This is a genomic window from Vibrio sp. dhg, from assembly GCF_003443775.1.
Lineage (GTDB): Bacteria > Pseudomonadota > Gammaproteobacteria > Enterobacterales > Vibrionaceae > Vibrio > Vibrio natriegens.
The window spans coordinates 122503-141225 of record NZ_CP028944.1; the positions used below are offsets into that span (position 1 = coordinate 122503).

General features: G+C 45.7%; 13 protein-coding genes. 6 read left to right on the plus strand and 7 right to left on the minus strand.

The window, feature by feature from the left end:
* Positions 1 to 64 precede the first annotated feature (64 nt).
* The 3 genes from gcvP to DBX26_RS16260 form a co-directional block, all read right to left on the minus strand.
* Positions 65 to 2929: an aminomethyl-transferring glycine dehydrogenase gene (gene gcvP / locus DBX26_RS16250; RefSeq protein WP_118119985.1), complete on the minus strand. Its 2865-nt coding sequence runs from the start codon at positions 2927 to 2929 to the stop codon at positions 65 to 67.
* 112 nt (positions 2930 to 3041) lie between these two features.
* Complete coding sequence (gene gcvH, locus DBX26_RS16255) at positions 3042 to 3422, minus strand: glycine cleavage system protein GcvH (RefSeq protein ID WP_014234303.1); 381 nt, start codon at positions 3420 to 3422, stop codon at positions 3042 to 3044.
* Positions 3423 to 3458: 36 nt separating this feature from the next.
* On the minus strand, positions 3459 to 4754 hold the full coding sequence (locus DBX26_RS16260; protein WP_020334946.1) for a serine hydroxymethyltransferase: 1296 nt from the start codon (positions 4752 to 4754) through the stop codon (positions 3459 to 3461).
* A 391-nt stretch (positions 4755 to 5145) separates the two neighbouring features.
* Between DBX26_RS16260 and DBX26_RS16265 the strand changes: the two genes are divergently transcribed.
* Positions 5146 to 5769 (plus strand): helix-turn-helix domain-containing protein, encoded by a 624-nt coding sequence (locus DBX26_RS16265; protein WP_014234301.1) that lies wholly within the window; start codon positions 5146 to 5148, stop codon positions 5767 to 5769.
* A 263-nt stretch (positions 5770 to 6032) separates the two neighbouring features.
* Positions 6033 to 7151, plus strand: coding sequence for a glycine cleavage system aminomethyltransferase GcvT (gene gcvT / locus DBX26_RS16270; RefSeq protein ID WP_020334943.1), 1119 nt, complete (start codon positions 6033 to 6035; stop codon positions 7149 to 7151).
* A 105-nt stretch (positions 7152 to 7256) separates the two neighbouring features.
* Here the strand turns inward: gcvT and DBX26_RS16275 are convergent, their stop codons facing one another.
* A complete protein-coding gene (locus tag DBX26_RS16275) occupies positions 7257 to 7994 on the minus strand; it encodes a TetR/AcrR family transcriptional regulator (RefSeq protein ID WP_118119987.1) in 738 nt (245 codons plus the stop codon).
* Between the two features lie 159 nt (positions 7995 to 8153).
* Here DBX26_RS16275 and DBX26_RS16280 point away from each other — a divergent pair, with 159 nt between their 5' ends.
* The 3 genes from DBX26_RS16280 to DBX26_RS16290 are packed head-to-tail and all read left to right on the plus strand — an operon-like array spanning position 8154 to position 13347.
* On the plus strand, positions 8154 to 9227 hold the full coding sequence (locus DBX26_RS16280) for an efflux RND transporter periplasmic adaptor subunit (protein WP_065303650.1): 1074 nt from the start codon (positions 8154 to 8156) through the stop codon (positions 9225 to 9227).
* A complete protein-coding gene (locus DBX26_RS16285) occupies positions 9227 to 10288 on the plus strand; it encodes an efflux RND transporter periplasmic adaptor subunit (protein ID WP_118119989.1) in 1062 nt (353 codons plus the stop codon). The genes DBX26_RS16280 and DBX26_RS16285 overlap by 1 nt, the downstream gene beginning before the upstream one ends.
* Positions 10288 to 13347 carry an efflux RND transporter permease subunit gene (locus DBX26_RS16290; protein ID WP_118119991.1) on the plus strand — a complete coding sequence of 1020 codons (3060 nt, stop codon included), beginning with the start codon at positions 10288 to 10290 and terminating at the stop codon, positions 13345 to 13347. The genes DBX26_RS16285 and DBX26_RS16290 overlap by 1 nt, the downstream gene beginning before the upstream one ends.
* Positions 13348 to 13494: 147 nt before the next feature.
* Here DBX26_RS16290 and fruA read toward each other — a convergent pair whose 3' ends face one another.
* The 3 genes from fruA to fruB are packed head-to-tail and all read right to left on the minus strand — an operon-like array spanning position 13495 to position 17365.
* Positions 13495 to 15228, minus strand: coding sequence for a PTS fructose transporter subunit IIBC (fruA, locus tag DBX26_RS16295; protein WP_118119993.1), 1734 nt, complete (start codon positions 15226 to 15228; stop codon positions 13495 to 13497).
* Positions 15229 to 15247: 19 nt separating this feature from the next.
* A complete protein-coding gene (gene pfkB, locus DBX26_RS16300) occupies positions 15248 to 16222 on the minus strand; it encodes a 1-phosphofructokinase (RefSeq protein WP_014234294.1) in 975 nt (324 codons plus the stop codon).
* A 9-nt stretch (positions 16223 to 16231) separates the two neighbouring features.
* Complete coding sequence (fruB, locus tag DBX26_RS16305) at positions 16232 to 17365, minus strand: fused PTS fructose transporter subunit IIA/HPr protein (RefSeq protein ID WP_065298543.1); 1134 nt, start codon at positions 17363 to 17365, stop codon at positions 16232 to 16234.
* A gap of 377 nt (positions 17366 to 17742) precedes the next feature.
* Here fruB and cra point away from each other — a divergent pair, with 377 nt between their 5' ends.
* Complete coding sequence (gene cra, locus DBX26_RS16310) at positions 17743 to 18723, plus strand: catabolite repressor/activator (RefSeq protein WP_014234292.1); 981 nt, start codon at positions 17743 to 17745, stop codon at positions 18721 to 18723.

Here is an 18723-nt window from a genome sequence, read left to right on the forward strand (position 1 = left end):
AGACAAACCGAAGTTTGTCTATTTTGTAGTTTTTTCCAAGTTTTAACTCAGAGATACAACGAAATTAGTCTTCGTAGTTCTCAATGCTTGGGCACGAGCAGATTAGGTTACGGTCGCCGTAAACATTATCTACGCGGTTCACTGTTGGCCAGTATTTCCAAGACTTAGTCGCTTTCGATGGGAAACAGCCTAGCTCACGAGAGTAAGGGCGATCCCATTCTGCTGCTGAAAGATCAACTTGAGTGTGTGGAGCGTTAACTAGAGGGTTGTTCTCTAGTGGCCACTCACCATTTTTCACTTTTGTCATCTCTTCGCGGATTGCGATCATTGCCTCACAGAAGCGGTCTAGCTCTTCCAAATCTTCTGATTCAGTTGGTTCAACCATCAGTGTACCAGCAACTGGGAATGACATTGTAGGCGCGTGGAAACCGTAGTCCATTAGACGCTTCGCGATGTCTTCTTCGCTGATGCCTGTTTCTTCTTTAAGCGGACGAATATCAACGATACATTCGTGCGCTACACGGCCGTTTTTACCACGGTAAAGAATAGGGTAGTGTGGACGCAAACGCTCCATCACGTAGTTGGCGTTAAGAATGGCAACTTTAGTCGCTTCTTGTAGGCCAGCTTCACCCATCATCGCGATGTAAGCCCAAGAAATAGGTAGAATAGATGCGCTACCCATATCTGCTGCAGAAACCGCTAGCTCTTTACCTTCAACACCGTTCTCGATGTGACCTGGTAGGAAAGGTGCCAGGTGAGATTTAACACCGATAGGACCCATACCTGGACCACCACCACCGTGAGGGATACAGAAGGTTTTGTGTAGGTTCAAGTGAGAAACGTCAGAGCCGATGAAACCTGGAGAGGTTAGGGCAACCTGTGCGTTCATGTTAGCGCCGTCCAGGTAAACCTGACCACCTGCTGCATGAACCATTTCACATACTTCTTTCACGTGCTCTTCGTATACGCCGTGCGTAGAAGGGTAAGTGATCATGATGCTTGATAGGTTGTCTTTGTGTTTCTCAATTTTCGCTGCTAGGTCAGTCATGTCGATGTTGCCATCTTCATCACATTTAACCACAACGACTTTCATTGATACCATTGACGCTGTCGCTGGGTTAGTACCGTGCGCAGAGCTTGGGATCAAACATACGTTACGGTGACCTTCGCCACGGCTGTCGTGGTAGCGTTGAATCGCGATAAGGCCAGCGTATTCACCAGACGCACCAGAGTTTGGCTGTAGAGAGAAATCATCGTAACCAGTGATTTCACATAGCTTCTCTTTCAGATCTTTCGCTAGCGCAGAGTAACCTGCCGCTTGCTCTATAGGAGCGAATGGGTGGATAGAACCAAACTCAGGCCAAGTAACAGGGATCATCTCTGCTGCTGCGTTCAGTTTCATCGTACAGCTGCCCAGCGGGATCATACCGTGAGTCAGTGAGAAGTCTTTGTTCTCTAGCTGTTTCAGGTAACGCATCATTTGCGTTTCGCTGTGGTGCGTGTTGAATACTGGGTGAGTCAGGAACTTAGACGTACGACGTAGCGCTTCAGGAATAGCAGCAAACTCGTTGGTTGCGATTTCAGAAGACAGAGCGTTAACATCTTGTTGAACACCAAACACGTCAAATAGAGCGTTGATGTCGTCAGTAGTTGTTGTTTCGTCGAAGCTGATACCTAGTTTGCCGTCAAGCTTACGTAGGTTGATGTCTGCCGCTTGTGCTTTCGCGAAAAGCTCTTCAGTTTTGCCATCAGTATTGATAGTGATGGTGTCAAAGAAGCTATTATGAGCAAGCTCGTAGCCAGACTTAGTCAGACCAGCAGCCAGAATCGCAGTCATGTGGTGAGTGCGACGAGCGATAGTGCGTAGACCTTCTGCGCCGTGGAATACCGCGTAGAAAGATGCCATGTTCGCTAGTAGTGCTTGCGCAGTACAGATGTTTGATGTCGCTTTTTCACGGCGGATGTGCTGTTCACGCGTTTGCATCGCCATACGCAGTGCTTGGTTGCCGTTTACATCGATAGAAACACCGATTACACGACCAGGCATTGTACGCTTATGCTTATCACGAGTTGCCATGAATGCTGCGTGTGGACCGCCGTAACCCATAGGTACGCCGAAACGCTGAGCTGAACCAATAACCACGTCTGCACCCATTTCACCTGCTGGTTTCAGCAGAGTAGAAGCAAGTAGGTCAGTAGCAACCGTTACTAATGTTTTGTTAGCTTGTGCTTTCGCGATGATGTCCGTTAGATCTCGTACTTCACCTGTTGTACCTGGGTACTGAACTAGCGCACCAAATACGTCTTGTTCTGGTAGTGATTCAAGTGAACCAACGAGTACTTCAAAGCCAATGTATTTAGCACGAGTTTTTACAACTTCTAGAGTTTGTGGGTGAACATCGTCAGCCACGAAGAATACGTTACTTTTGCTCTTACCTGCACGCTTACATAGCGTCATCGCTTCAGCTGCTGCTGTTGCTTCGTCAAGAAGAGAAGCGTTCGCGATTTCCATACCAGTTAGGTCCATGACCATTTGTTGGTAGTTAAGAAGCGCTTCCAGACGACCTTGAGAGATCTCTGGTTGGTAAGGAGTGTAAGCTGTGTACCAGCCTGGGTTTTCTAGTACGTTACGTAGAATGACATTTGGCGTGAAGGTGTTGTAGTAACCTTGGCCGATGAACGTACGTTTAATTTGGTTTTGGTCAGCGAATTTACGCATCGCAACCAGCATGTCTGCTTCGCTTTTCGCTTCTGCTAGTGCTAGTGGCTTTTCTAGGCGAATTTGTGCTGGAACCGTTTCTTCGATAAGTGCGTCAAGGTTAGCAACATTGATCGCATCCAACATTTTTTGTTGGTCAGATTTGTTTGGGCCGTTGTGGCGAGCAACGAACTCATTTTGTGTGCTGAGGCTTTGAAGTAATTCAGTCATTGTCCTTTACCTACTCCATCGTTCGGGTAACGTATCGGGTCGTTACTGATATGGTCCGAACATTGAAAAAAAGCTGCCTTCCAGGCGGGGGCAGCTTTGCAAATCTTCCTAATTACTCTTCTTCAATTGAGTTTAGGTATTCTTCTGCGTCTTTTAGGTTGTCTAGTTCTGATGGATCAGACATCTTAACTTTAACAATCCAGCCGCCTTCATATGGTTCTTCGTTGATTAGCTCTGGGCTATCTTCAAGCTCTTCGTTGATTTCTACAACTTCACCGCTGATAGGTGCGTAGATATCTGAAGCTGCTTTTACAGACTCAACAAGAGAGAAGCTATCGCCAGCTTCAATTTCGTCTTCCACGTCTGGTAGGTCAACGAATACTACGTCACCAAGCATTTCTTGTGCGTGCTCAGAAATACCGATAGTTACTGTGCCATCGCCATTATCACGTACCCACTCGTGGCTATCTGCAAACTTCAATGTGTTGTCCATTGCTTAATCTCCAAAAAATAACTGCGTTTAAATTGTTTATTGGTAAAGAGGGAATCGGCCGCACAGTGCTTTCACTTCTTTGCGAACGCGCTGTTCTACTTCTGCGTTACCTTCAGGGCTTTCTACTAACCCATCCAATACATCGCCAATCCAATTACCGATGAGCTTGAATTCTTCTGCGCCAAAGCCGCGGCTTGTGCCAGCTGGTGTACCCAAACGGATACCCGATGTAATCATAGGCTTCTCTGAGTCAAATGGGATGCCATTTTTATTACATGTGATTCCCGCACGCTCGAGAGCTTCTTCTGCTTTGTTACCTTTCAAACCCTTAGGACGAAGGTCAACCAGCATTAGGTGAGTATCGGTTCCGCCAGTCACAATGTCGCAACCGCGAGTCTGCAATACTTCAGCTAATACTTTTGCGTTATTGATCACTGAATTGATATAAGTTTTGAACTCAGGGCCAAGCGCTTCACCAAATGCGACGGCTTTTGCAGCAATAACGTGCATTAGCGGGCCACCTTGAAGGCCAGGGAATACCGCTGAGTTGATTTTCTTAATAATGTCTTCGTGGTTGGTTAAGATCATGCCGCCACGTGGACCACGCAATGTTTTGTGCGTTGTTGTCGTTACAACGTGTGCGTGTGGTAGTGGGCTTGGGTGAGCACCAGTCGCGATAAGACCTGCGATGTGCGCCATATCAACCATTAGAATCGCTTCAACTTCGTCTGCAATTTCGCGGAACTTAGCGAAGTCGATAGTACGTGGAATAGCACTGCCACCAGCGATGATCATTTTTGGTTTGTGCTCAAGCGCAAGAGCACGAACATCTTCGTAATTAATTTCTAGTGTTTCGCGGTCAACACCGTACTGAACGGCATTGAACCATTTACCTGATAGAGCAGGGCGTGCACCGTGAGTAAGATGGCCACCCGCGTCTAATGACATACCTAAAATGGTGTCGCCTGGCTGAAGAAGAGCCAGTTTTACTGCGCCGTTCGCCTGAGCACCTGAGTGAGGTTGAACGTTTGCGTATTCGCAACTAAAAAGTTTTTTCGCACGTTCGATAGCGATTGCCTCAACCGTATCAACGTGTTCACAACCACCGTAGTAACGACGGCCAGGGTAACCTTCAGCGTATTTATTTGTTAGGCAAGTGCCTTGAGCTTGCATTACCGCTTTAGACACAATGTTCTCAGAAGCGATAAGTTCGATTTGTTCGTTTTGGCGAGCGAATTCCGCCTGAATTCCAGCAAAGACAGCATCATCTGTCGCAGAGAGGTTGGTAGAGAAAAAGTTTTCCAAGCTGTGGTTAGGGTAACTCTTGTTCATGGTAGTTGACCTTCCAAATCTGAAAATGAACCCGCATAGATTGAATTATTGGTTTGCGGTTAGGTTCATTTGTCCTCAAAACAGCTGAACTGCATAGCAGAACAGAGCGAACATCCAGCCCTAAAAGTGGGCAAAAACTCCGTCGAATCGTGCGTTACTAATCCAATCTCTCACGCCTAATCGTTTACGGAAAAGTGCATCTCTACATCTAACAAGGCTGTAACATAACGCTTGGGGCGGGAACAATCAACAAAAAATTTCCTATAGGAAACACGTTTGCGATTTTTGTTAACGAGAGCACACTTTAATTAACCTGGTGGACTTTTATCCATTATACGGTTCATGCACAATGCATATAGGGAGAGAGATAAGAACAATTACAGAGGGAATTATGGCAGGAAGTATTTATGATGAGTACCCATCGATGACGCTTGCGAAAGACAATCATGATGAGAGTATCGAGCCTTTAAAGCTTGGGCAGCGTATTAAAGATATTCGCTCAAAGCTGGGTATTACACTTGAAGAGGCGAGCCAAAGAACCGGTCTGGCACGTTCTACACTTAGTAAAATAGAGAACGAGCAGATTTCTCCTACCTTTCAGGCGATGCAAAAATTGGCGCTTGGTTTGCAAATAGATATGCCTCAACTGTTTGAACCACCAAGAAAAAAAGTCGCAACAGGGCGTAGGGATGTTACTCGTAAGAATGAAGGTAAACCTCACCCGACTCAAACCTATGAGCACGAACTACTTGCTACTCAACTTTCCAATAAGAAAATGATGCCCTTCAAAAGCCAGATCCGCGCCCGACACTTTGATGAGTACAAAGACTGGGTTCGTCATGACGGTGAAGAGTTCCTGCTTATCTTATCTGGCGAAGTAAAGTTCTACTCTGAGTTCTATGAACCTGTGGTTCTGTGTGAAGGCGACAGTGTTTACTATGATGCGAACATGGGACACATGTTGACCAGTGTTAGTGAAGAAGATGCACAAATATTGTGGGTCACCGCTAAGTAGTGATAAAAAATTGTAAATTTCCTATAGTGAAAGCAAACGATTGCTATCGGTTGTAAATTCGTTAAAATGGCGCTCAGTTGATGATCTATCACTCAATTGAGCGCCTTTTTTAGCCTTTTGTTGTGATTAAAATGTTAAAAGTCACACTTTTGAAAGCCAACAGTCGTCTTGTTCGTGCAAAATTGGATCAAGCGTGTTTATTATTGGAAACATAGAAAGCGAATGCTGACAGCATTCTCGGGTCTATCTAAATGGAGACGAAAATGACTCAAGAACTTCTGAAAACACCACTGCATGCACTTCATATTGAAGTTGGCGCAAAAATGGTCCCGTTCGCGGGTTACGATATGCCTGTCCAGTACCCACTAGGCGTTAAGAAGGAACACTTACATACGCGTGATGCCGCCGGTCTGTTTGATGTTTCTCACATGGGACAACTTCGTTTGATTGGTGAGGGTGCAGCAGCATTCCTAGAGACATTGGTTCCTGTAGATATCATTGACTTGCCGCAAGGTAACCAACGCTATGCTTTCTTTACCAATGAGCAAGGCGGAATCATGGATGACCTAATGGTAGCAAACCAGGGTGATCATCTGTTCGTTGTGGTTAACGCTGCTTGTAAAGAGCAAGATATTGCTCACCTTAAAGCTCACCTTCCTGCTGATGTTGAACTTGAAATCATCGAAGATCGCGCTCTACTAGCACTTCAAGGTCCAAAAGCGGCTGAAGTACTTAAACGCTTTAATGCTGAAGTAGCAGATATGCTGTTTATGGACGTGAAGAAACTCGAAATCCTTGGCGTTGAATGTATCGTAAGCCGTAGCGGTTACACGGGCGAAGATGGTTATGAAATCTCAGTACCAAACTCTCACGCTGAAGAGCTAGCTCGTAAACTTACAGCGGAAGCTGAAGTTGAGTGGATTGGTCTTGGCGCACGTGATTCACTGCGTTTGGAATGTGGCCTATGTCTATACGGTCACGACCTAGATACAACGACAACTCCTGTAGAAGCAAGCCTACTTTGGGGTATTCAAAAAGTTCGTCGTACTGGTGGTGAACGTGAAGGTGGTTTCCCTGGCGCAGACATCATTCTTAAGCAAATTGAGACCAAAGATGTCGCACGCAAACGTGTTGGCCTAGTTGGTCAAACTAAAGCACCAGTTCGTGAAGGCGCGGAGCTATTTGATGCTGATGGAAATCAAATCGGTGTAGTGACCAGCGGTACAGCAGGCCCTAACGCGGGTAAACCAGTTTCAATGGGCTATGTGCGTGCAGATTTATCTGCTATTGGTACAGAGTTGTTCGCTGAAGTTCGTGGCAAAATGCTACCGATGACGGTAGAAAAAATGCCGTTTGTTCCTCAGCGTTACTACCGTGGCTAATTAGATTAGATAAAAAAATGCCGGGCTGTTTAGTCCGGCATTTTTTTAACTATTAACGAAGGTTTGAGTTTAATCGCCAGCCAGGGCTGAATTCATTCTTATTCGTCAGCAAATTGTTTCGCTCGCGGCTTCATCAATGTTACAACACATGTCGATAACGATATCTTCCAATCTAGTCGGGTGAAGCATGTCTTCTTTCTTAATGCTGAACTGGCTTGCGATGATCGTGTTGAATAGTTCCCAGTGCTTTAACACCATTTTTTCTCTGTCATCAGCAATTTCTGGCCATGTTTGCTGCATCATTGGTGCTAGTGAAGTGGCACCATGAGCAAACAAGAGCATTTGCCATTTAGATTCCCAGTGATCGACCTGCGCGTCAGGGTATTCGCGGTTGTACTCTTCAAAAATGCCAGAGAAAATCGCGCCAAACTCTTCCTTTGATCGCAAGAAATAATCAAACAGCGCATTGTCATCTTGACGGATAGCATCCGCGATCATTTGTATAGGATGTGGGTTGACTAACGTAAACGCCAACATACGCACCGTAAATAGGTAAATCTTTTTGTTAGAAGGGGTGTCTTCGGGCATTTGGTTGAGCAGTTCGGCCATGTAGTCTTGCAAGTACTCATCCATCGCATCACTAACTGCTTGCCAGATTTTTTCTTTACTGCCGAAATGATGTCGGATCAAGCTATGTGAGACCCCCGCTTTTTCACTGATGTTTCTTAGCGAAACTCGCGAGTAACCAAGTTCGCAAAACATATCTGCAGCAACCTTCAGAATGACACATTTCGTGTGTTCCGCTGCTTCAGCACTTCGTCTGCCTTGCTTTCTCTCATTCATAGTTCGACATTTCCCGAATAATAATCAACGCGTTACTTTTACCAGAAACTTGCCTATTTGACTAATTTATTTACTGCACAAATGGAAAATATGTTGATCTATATCTAAATGAGAATATACTGCACAACTGTGTAGTAAATTTGAATTTGGAGATAACGGGTGCGTAAACAATATCTAAAACGCATTTTGGTTGGCGCAGTAATGACTATAAGTCTTTCTGGACTGCTGACTGGATGCAATAAAGCCATATCAGAGCCGTCAGAACCTTTGATTAAACCCGTGAAGTTGCTGGCGGTTAAGGATTTGTCTGTGGCTGATTCCGATGCTTTTCTCGCTCAAATAGATGCAACACATCGTGCACAGTTGTCGTTTCAGGTCGGTGGTGAAGTTGAACAGTTGCTAGTCAGAATGGGTCACGATGTCAAAAAAGGCGACGTGTTAGCAACGTTGGATCCGAAAGACCTTCAATTGGCGCTGAATTCCGCCCAAGCACAATTCTCACTTGCACAAACGCAGTGGCAACGCGCTAAGAGTCTATATAAGAAAAAGCTGATCAGTACTGACGAGTACGACCAAAAAGAAACGCAATATAAAGCGGCTTTAGCGAACTTCGAACAGGCAAAAACCGATTTAAGCTATACAAAGATTCATGCACCGTTCGATGGTGTTGTCTCTTATACGTATGTGAAACCTTTTCAGGTTGTAGGTGAGAAACAGGAAATTCTGAACCTGATTGACAACAGTACCTTGGATGTCTCTTTTACATTACCGGTAACTTACGCAGAGTCTGTATCGCTTGCTTCTTTAAAGGAAGCACACATGTGGGTGACGATGGATAGCGAACCGAACAAACGCATTCCGGGTAAATTCAAAGAAATTTCAACGCAACCAAATTCCGATACCAATAGCTATGAAGCGATTGTGACCATCACTCGTCCTTCTGAGCGCAACTTGCTTACAGGTATGACAGGCCAAGTGCATATCGCGAAACAGAATGTCTCTGACTCAGTGATATTACCTCAGTCAGCATGGGTGAGTAAGGGCATTGACCAAGGTGAGGTTTGGGTAATGGACGGTGAAACACAACAAGTAAGCAAGGTGACATTGTCACTTGGCGACAGTGGTAGCGTTGAATCCGGACTAAAAAGTGATGATTACGTTGTTATTGCTGGTGTTGAACACTTAGTCGAAGGTCAGGTAGTTAAAGCTTGGGTTCGAGAGGGAGGTATTTAATGAAAGGTAAGTTGTTTACGGTTTCTGCTATCGCGCTTGCGGTCCTAACTGGTTGCCAACGCGATACCCAAAAGGCTTCTGAACATTCGCTGTATGTTTCATCCGTATCAGTCGGTGCGCCAGTGAAAAGCCAATTCAGAGCTTTTAAAGGGATTGTGGTTCCGGCCGAACAGACTCCAATTGCGTTCCGGCTCGCGGGTGAAATTCAGCATGTTCTCGTAAAAGCGGGTGATGTGGTTAAACAAGGCCAAATGCTCGCCAAGCTCGATGACAGTCAAGAAAAGCAAGCAATCAACGATGCGGAAGCTCAATACACGTTGGCCATTCGCCAATTGAAGCGTGGTACAGATTTATATGATCGCCAAATGATTTCAAAAGCGGAACTGGACGAACTGACCGCGAATAAAGAATTAGCAGAAGCCAATTTCTATAGTGCGACCAACCAGTTGAACTACACGCGTCTTTTTGCGCCGTTTTCGGGCAAGGTATCTGACGTTTATAAAGAACGTTTCGAGCAAGTTGGTGCGGGAGAAACAGTACTTAATCTTTATCAATACAACATGGTGTATGTACGCATAGAACTCTCTGACAACGTTCTGGCGCTTGTAAATCCGAACACTGAGAATGTGAATTACAAACCTAGTGCGACATTCTCTGGCGATACGAAATCTTACTTGTTGGATTACCTGGAGTACACGAGTGAGCCGAACGCCAATACTCAGACTTATGAAATGTATCTCACGATGCCTCAACCAGAAAAAGAAATCTTACCAGGTACAAGCGTTAGCGTAATGGTTGATATGGTCGAAGCGGGCATCACGTCGATTGATGGTTACAGTATTCCCGTTACGGCGCTGCAAGCAGGCAGTCACAGCAATGAGTTTTTTGTGTGGAAAATGAAGGAAGGCAACGTCACTAAGGTGCCTGTTGCTGTTTCACAAGTAAACGGTCAAGGAGCCATTGTCTCATCCGGCGTCAGCAGCGGTGATGTATTGGTTAACTCAAACTTACGTAAATTACGTGAAGGCAAACATGTGGAAGTGGTGGAGAAGGGACAATAATGAACATTGCTGAGTATTCCATAAAAAATAAAGTCATCAGTTGGCTGTTCATTGTTATTCTCGCCATTGGTGGCATCACCTCATTCCTTGAGCTTGGCCGACTGGAAGATCCAGCGTTCACCATCAAAGAAGCGATGATCATCTCCACTTATCCAGGGGCAACATCTAAGGAAGTGGAAGAAGAACTCACTTATCCGCTGGAAAAAGAGATTCGCAAACTCCCGTATATCGACTTTATTACCTCAACGTCGTCGGATGGCATGTCACAAATAATGGTCAGCATGAAGATGGACTATGGTCCAGACGAGCTGCCACAAATTTGGGACGAAATGCGCCGTAAGATTAATGATCTGCAACCAAATTTACCGCAAGGGGTGCAATCTCTTCAGATCATTGATGACTTCGGTGACGTGTACGGTGTGATGCTGATGTTAACGGGTGACGACTATAACTATGTCGAACTCAAACGCTATGCTGACCACCTAACCCGTGAATTAGAGTTGATCGAAGGGGTCGGTAAAGTTGATATTAGTGGCGACCAACAGGAGATGTTTTTTGTCGAGATTTCGTTAGATCGCCTTGCGTCTTTAAACATTGATATGAACGTGGTCGCGAACTTGCTGAACCAGCAAAATAGTGTGGTGTCTGCAGGTGAGGTGATGGTTAATGGCGAAAGCCTTATTATCCGTCCGAGCGGTGCACTAAATACCGTAGAAGCTCTGGGAAATCTGATTATTCATGGCCGAGATACTGGCAACCTGATCCGCTTAAAGGATGTCGCGACGATTTCACGTGGCATTCAGGAAAAACCAAGCAACGTGATCTTGTTTAACGGGAAGAAAGCGATAAACATCGCTATCTCTTTTGCGTCCGGTGTCAATGTGGTCGAAGTCGGAGAGCGTATTGATGCTGAGCTAAGCAACCTAGAGACCATTAAGCCGGCTGGCATTGATTTGAGCTACTTCTACAATCAGGCACAAGAGGTGGATCAGTCCGTTAAAGCTTTCGTCATTAGTTTGGCCGAAGCGGTTGCGATCGTCATCATCGTTCTGCTGTTTACCATGGGGTTACGTAGCGGTGTCATCATCGGTGCCGTACTTCTATTGACGGTGTTTGGTACGTTTATCCTTATGAATTACTACAACATCGAGCTTCATCGGATTTCTCTCGGTGCTTTGATCATTGCGTTGGGTATGCTGGTTGATAATGCGATTGTTGTTGTTGAAGGTATTCTCGTTGGTCTAAAGAAAGGGCGCTCAAAGGTTCAGTCTGCCGTAGATATTGTAAAGCAGACTCAGTGGCCGCTGTTAGGGGCAACCGTAATCGCCATTACGGCATTCGCACCAATCGGGCTTTCGCAAGATGCGACGGGTGAGTTCATGGGCTCGTTGTTTTGGGTGCTTTGCTTCTCGTTGTTCCTGAGCTGGGTAACGGCTATTACGCTGACTCCGTTTTTAGCCAACCTTTTATTAAAAGAAGAAGATAAAGAAGTCGGTGATGAAGACCAAGACCCTTACAAAGGTTGGTTGTTTGTCGCATTCGGAGCGTTACTCAAAGTTGCTCTGCGTTTTAGATGGTTGACCGTAGCCGCTATGGTGGCATTACTCGTTGGTGCAGTTTTGGCGTTTGGCAATGTTAAACAGCAATTCTTCCCGCCATCTAACACGCCGATGTTTTACGTGGATATGTGGATGCCTGAAGGCACTGATATTCGCGAAACAACGAAAAAAGCAGAAATAGTTGAAAGTTACATTCGAGAACAAGACGATATAGATTTTGTGTCGGTATCAATTGGTCAAGGTATGCAGCGCTTTGTGTTGACTTACCAGCCCGAGAGAAGCTACGAAGCTTATGCTCAGTTCCAGGTTAGGGCAACGGATCGCGAGAATATGTTCAAGCTTTTGGATACGTTGGATGCCAACTTAGCCAAGAAGTTTAACGAGCCGACATTCCAGTTTAAGTTGATGGAGTTTGGTCCATCGCCAGCGTCTAAAATTGAGGCGAGAATTACTGGCCCAGATCCACAGGTACTTAGAGATTTGGCGGTCAAAGTAGAAGACATTTTACATACCGACCCTGGTGCGAGAAACATTCGTCATGACTGGCGTGAGCGCACTAAAGAGCTCGTTCCGGCATTTAATGAGTCGAAGGCGCGTCGATTGGGTATTTCGAAAGAAGATCTGTCAGGCACATTACAGATGGCATTTGGTGGTCGCGCATTAGGTTATTTACGAGACGGAACACACACTCTGCCAATTCTAACCCGACTTCCGGAAGAAGAGCGTGTGGATTTCGAATCTCTGCAAAATGTGAACATTTGGAGCCCATCGCTGCAAACTTACATCCCCGTTGACCAAATCATCGACGGCGTGAAGTTAGATTGGAATGAGCCATTGATTCAACGTCGTGACCGCAAACGTACTCTAACGGTATTGGCTGACCATGATGTGCTGAGTGAAGATACCGCAGCAAGTTTGTTTGCTCGTGTACAACCTAAAGTGATGGCTTTACATCTGCCTGATGGCTACGAAATTACATGGGGTGGGGAATACGAGTCATCGAAAGATGCACAAGATGCCTTGTTCGGCTCACTGCCGATGGGTTATTTGCTGATGTTCATCATTACCATCTTACTGTTTAACTCGGTCAAAAAGCCGCTGGTTATTTGGTTTACGGTGCCGTTATCCATTATTGGTGTGTCATTCGGCTTGTTGGCGACAAATATGCCTTTCAGCTTCACCGCTTTCTTGGGCTTATTAAGTTTGAGCGGGATGATACTGAAAAACGGTATTGTATTGCTTGACCAAATTAACCTTGAATTGGCATCAGGAAAAGATCCTTATCTCGCTATTGTAGATAGTGCGATCAGCCGTGTACGCCCGGTAAGCATGGCGGCGGTGACGACCATTTTAGGTATGATTCCCCTCGTCTTTGATGCCTTCTTTGGCTCAATGGCGATAACGATTATGGCAGGGCTTGGTTTTGCTACTGTACTGACACTGATAGTAGTGCCAGTGATGTTTGCAATTCTTTTTAGGATAAACTCGACCGCTGCATAAGGACTCCTGACTAATATTTAGTCAGACTCCTGCCTAGCCCTGAGAGATTTTCTCAGGGCTTTTTTTGTATCAAAGCCAGATAAAAAAACGCCTCTCTCAACCGGAACATGAGAGAGGCGTAAGATGCCGGGGGGCTTTAAAAGAATATTAAGCAGTAACTTCTTGCTTTGCTTCTGCTTTGTTTTTTAGGAATGCGTATGTGAAACCTGTTACCGCAGTACCTGCAGCAATCGCAACCAGATACATTAGTACTGGAGTGATTGCGTTAGGGATAAGCAGTACAAACAGGCCACCGTGTGGTGCCATAAGTTTTGCACCAAACAGCATAGAAAGTGCACCTGTTAACGCACCACCTGCCATACAAGCAGGGATAACGCGCATTGGATCTTTTGCTGCGAACGGAATAGCACCTTCAGAGATGAAGCATAAGCCCAGTACAAATGATGCTTTACCCGCTTCGCGCTCACTCTCTTCAAATTTATTCTTAGCCAGGAATGTAGCCAGACCCATACCCAGAGCCGGAACCATACCAGCAGCCATAATTGCCGCCATTGGTGCGTAAGTTTGAGAAGCCAGTAGACCAACACCGAATGCATAAGCTGCTTTGTTTACCGGGCCACCCAAGTCGAAACACATCATTGCGCCAAGGATAATACCTAGCAGAACTGCGCGGTCTGAGCCCATGTTGTTTAGGAATTCAGTCAAACCGTTCATGATCCCTGCAACCGGACCACCAACGATGTAGATCATTACTAAACCAGTAAACAGGGTAGCAACGAAAGGAATGATAAGAATCGGTTTTAGTGCTTCCATAGATTGTGGCAGTGATACTTTATCAGCCAGTAGTTTCGCCGAGTAACCGGCAATGAAACCTGCTGCGATACCGCCTAAGAAACCTGAACCGATAGAACTAGCTAGCATACCGCCAACCAAACCTGGAGCCAGGCCCGGGCGGTCTGCAATTGAGAAGGCAATGAAACCTGCAAGAACCGGAATCATAAGCGCGAACGCAGAACCACCACCGATATTCATCAGTGCAGCGGCCATAGTACCTTCTTCTTTAAAGGCTTCGATACCGAACACGAAGGATAGGGCAATGATCAAACCACCTGCAACTACCACAGGAAGCATGTGCGATACACCCGTCATCAGGTGTTTGTACACGCCTTTTTTCTCTTCCGTTGCAGACTCACTAGAAGAGCCAGAGTGCTGGTAAACCGTCGCCTGTTCGAAGGCTTTGTCCATCTCTTCCGCTGTTTTCTTAAGTGCTGGACCAGTCTTAGTACGGTACATTTTCTTACCGTTAAAGCGATCTAGTGGCACTTCGATATCTGCTGCGATGATTACTAAATCCGCTTCTTCGATCTCTTGTGCGGTTAGCTGGTTTTTAGCACCTACAGAGCCACGAGTTTCCACTTTGATTTGGTGTCCACGACGTTTGCCTTCTTCATCCAGCGCTTCTGCTGCCATAAAGGTATGAGCAACACCTGTCGGACAAGCTGTGATAGCAACAATTTTCTTCACAGAGGACGCGGTGCTTTCTGCCGGCGCTAAAACGGTTGTCGCTTGCTCCAGAACACTTGCGCTCTCTACAGCAGTTTGCAGAAATGCCTCGGCATCTTTGGCTACTGCACCTATCTCGGCTTGATAGACTTTTTTGCCTACGAAACGAGAAGTATCTACCGGCGTATTCGCGGCGATGATGATAGCTTCAGCCTGTTCAATGTCAGCGTCTGTAAGTAAATTAGGTTCGATGATGCTCGATTGACATTCAATCTTTGCATTCCATCCCAGTTTAGTCGCTGCTTGATCGAGTAGTCCTGCTGCCAGGATGCTGTTTGCAACACCACTTGGACAGGCTGTAATAATGGCAATATTCATACTGATAACCTTCTGTTCCTTAGTTATTGTCTAAGTTTGTATTAGAGTTAAGCTCGCTCACTTGAGTTTGTAGCTTAATGTTCTCCAGTTCTTCCTGACTGGTAAGTCCAACGCCCACCTGACTCACTGCTAAAGCAGAAAGTGCCGTGGCGAAGCGTAATAATTCGTTCTTTGGCATGACTTGCATGTGGCCCCAACACAGCCCGGCAACAAGTGTGTCACCTGCGCCTACGGTACTGACCACATTCATTCTCGGTGGTTGTGCGCGTAGCCACTCACCTTGATTGAGCCACATCACACCATTCGCTCCCATAGAAACGACGATGTTTTCAATTCCTTTATCAGCCAGCGATTGTGCCGCTTGTTGACATTGTTCTGGCGTTTCGAGGTGCTGACCAACAAAGTCACTCAGCTCTTCGTCGTTAGGCTTGATAAGCCAAGGGTGCGCATCAATGCCCGCACTCAAAGCCGCTTTACTGCTATCAAACAGAACTTTTTTTCCAAGCTGGTGCAGTTTTTCGATCCAAGCGGCGCATAGTTCAGGAGTCACGCCACCCGGAAGGCTACCTGCGAGTACAAAGTAGTCGTGCGTCTCTGCAAGTCGGAAAAGCGTATCTTCGAAACGAGCGATGTCTTCAGCTGTAACCTGAACGCCCGGGAAGTTGATGTCACTGACTTCGCCGTTTGATTCAACGAGTTTTACGTTGATTCGGGTAGAGCCTTCAACTTCGATAAACTCGTCTTTAACGTCAATCTCTGCAAATAGCTGGTGGAAAAGCTCTGGATTATCTTTACCCAAGAATCCGGTTACGGTTACGTCTGCGCCTAAATCACTCAGCACTTTCGCCACGTTCACACCTTTACCGGCAGCATGGAGGTTGCTTTGTTTCACTAGGCTTACTGAGCCCACTTTTAACGCCTCAACCGAGCCTGTAAGGTCTAGCGCTGGATTCAGTGTGATCGTGACGACTTTGTTTGTTTTTGTGCTAGTCATAACCGCCCCTTAACCTTCACCAAGGCCAGATGCGATTGCGTTACCGATTGATTCAAGTGCTTGAGCGGCATCTGGGCCTTCAGCAGAGAACTGAAGTTGGTGGCCGTGTTTCACACCCAAGGCGATAACTTTCATTAAGCTTTTCGCGTTTACTGTTTTACCGTCACCGTCTAGGTTAGACACTTGAATTTTTGATTCGAATTTTTTAGCTTCTGCAACCAGCATTGCACCTGGACGAGCGTGCAGACCATGCGAGTTTTTGATTTTGAACACTGCTGTGTTTCCGTCTCCAGAAGCAGCTGGCGCCATTTCCTCACCTTTAAACAGAGCAAGAACCTGTTCTGCAGATGCGTCGAGTAGTTTGCCGTGCTCTTTGTTGAACACAAGCTGAGAAAGCGTATTTAGCATAGGCTGGTGAGCGTTGTTGCAAGCGGCAAAAGCAACCAATGCTCGTACTGGTTGACCTTCGTAGTTACAATCGTTCGCCGTTGAAACAAAAGAAACACCTGTACGGGTTACTTGTTTGTTGCTTCCTACTAGCCATAGGCCATTACCAAGGTGAGTTGGCGCTTTAGTTACAAGGTCCGCAACAAATTCTTTGTCCGCACAACCTGTGTTTTTAAGTAGGCCGCCAGCGACTGCGCTCATTTGAACCATATCGCTAGCAGGGAAATTGAGCTGAATAAGTGACGCGTCGAAGTCCGCTTCTAGCTGAACATCGCCATGAAGTAGGGCGATAATGTCATCTTCGCTTTTTGCTGTGCGCAGGCGTTCTTCGACACCATCAGCACCCAGAACTTTTGTAAGTTGTTTTAGGATACCAAGGTGTTCATCTGACTTGGCCGCGATACCAATGGCAACGAATACGGTATTACCGTCTCCCCATTCAACGCCTTCAGGGAAGTGATGTACCGCGACACCAGTGGTTTTAACCATTGAGCGAGTGTCGGTCGTTCCGTGCGGTATCGCAATGCCATTGCCTAAAAAGGTAGAGTTTTGGTTTTCGCGATTAAGCATGCCTTCTACATAACCTTGCTCAACCAAACCTTTTTCAGTCAGGCTCTGGGCAATGCTTTTGATTGCTTCAAACTTATCTGTTGCAGATTGCGATAGGGTAATGTCGTTCTTACTTAGCTTAAGCATGGTGCTCTCCAGCATTAAGGTGTCAATTTAAAATTCATTTCGGTTGTGCTGCTTTACGTCGTCTTAAAGATAATGGCGTTAGCGCCCAACATTTCTTGTCTAATTTATTTGTTTTTATGTTTTACTGAAACGATTCAGCAGTGCGTTAAATTTTTTAAGAACTTCAGCAAAACTATTTAAATCAATCGTTAATTTTCGTTCTTATAATCCTAGACCATGTGGCTGATAATTGCCGTGTTTTGGTGATTTAGGTCAATTTTTAGGTTTTTGCTGAATCCTTTCAGCTTTTATACTGAATCGGTTCAGCATATAATTCAACTTATCGTCGGATCATTGATGTATTAATATGATCACGCGCACAGAATAAGGTTAACAATATGACACTGGATGAAATAGCCAAACTGGCAGGCGTTTCGAAAACAACTGCGAGCTATGTAATCAACGGGAAAGCGCAGAAATACCGAATAAGCGAAAAAACGCAAAAGCGAGTCATGGCGGTTGTCGATGAACACAACTACAAGCCAGATCATGCGGCTTCCGCTTTACGAGCGGGTAACTCACGTTCGTTTGGGCTTATCATTCCAGATTTGGAAAACACCAGTTACGCTCGTTTAGCAAAACTTATCGAACAAAACTCGCGTAAAGCGGGGTACCAAATTTTAATCGGCTGTTCTGATGATGATCCGGAAACGGAGCAAAAGGTTGCTGAAGCGTTGATCAGTCGTCGGATTGATGCGCTGTTTGTTGCGAGCGGTATGCCAAATGCCAACGAGTTTTATCTCAAATTGCAAAACTCAGGGACACCAGTGATTGCACTCGACCGTCCCATGGATGACGAGCATTTTTGCTGCATACTGAGTGAAGATTTTGATGCAGCGCTGGAGCTAACCGAATCGGTACTGTCAAACGAGATAAACTCTGTCGGATTGATCGGTGCATTGCCTGATTTACAAATCTCTAAGGAGCGTGAATTAGGTTTCCGCTCAGCATGCCAGCAAGGAAATAAAACGGTTCAGGTCGGCTATGGCCAGCAGTTCTCTCGAGAAGAAGGTAAAAAGGTGTTAGAGAAATGGTTGGCTGACGATCATCTTCCTGATGCTATTGTCACCACGTCTTACACCTTACTTGAAGGTGTTTTAGACATGATGCTGGAACAGCCAGATTTAATGAGCAAAGTGCGTTTAGCGACGTTTGGTGATAATCGTCTACTGGACTTTCTCTCTGTAAAAATTAACTCCTTGCCTCAGCAATTCGAAGTCATTGCGGACAGTGCAATGGAACTCGCATTGAATGCTTCTGCAAAACGTTATAAGCCTGGAGTGGAGCTGATTCCTCGTAAGATAGTGAAGCGCCAGTAA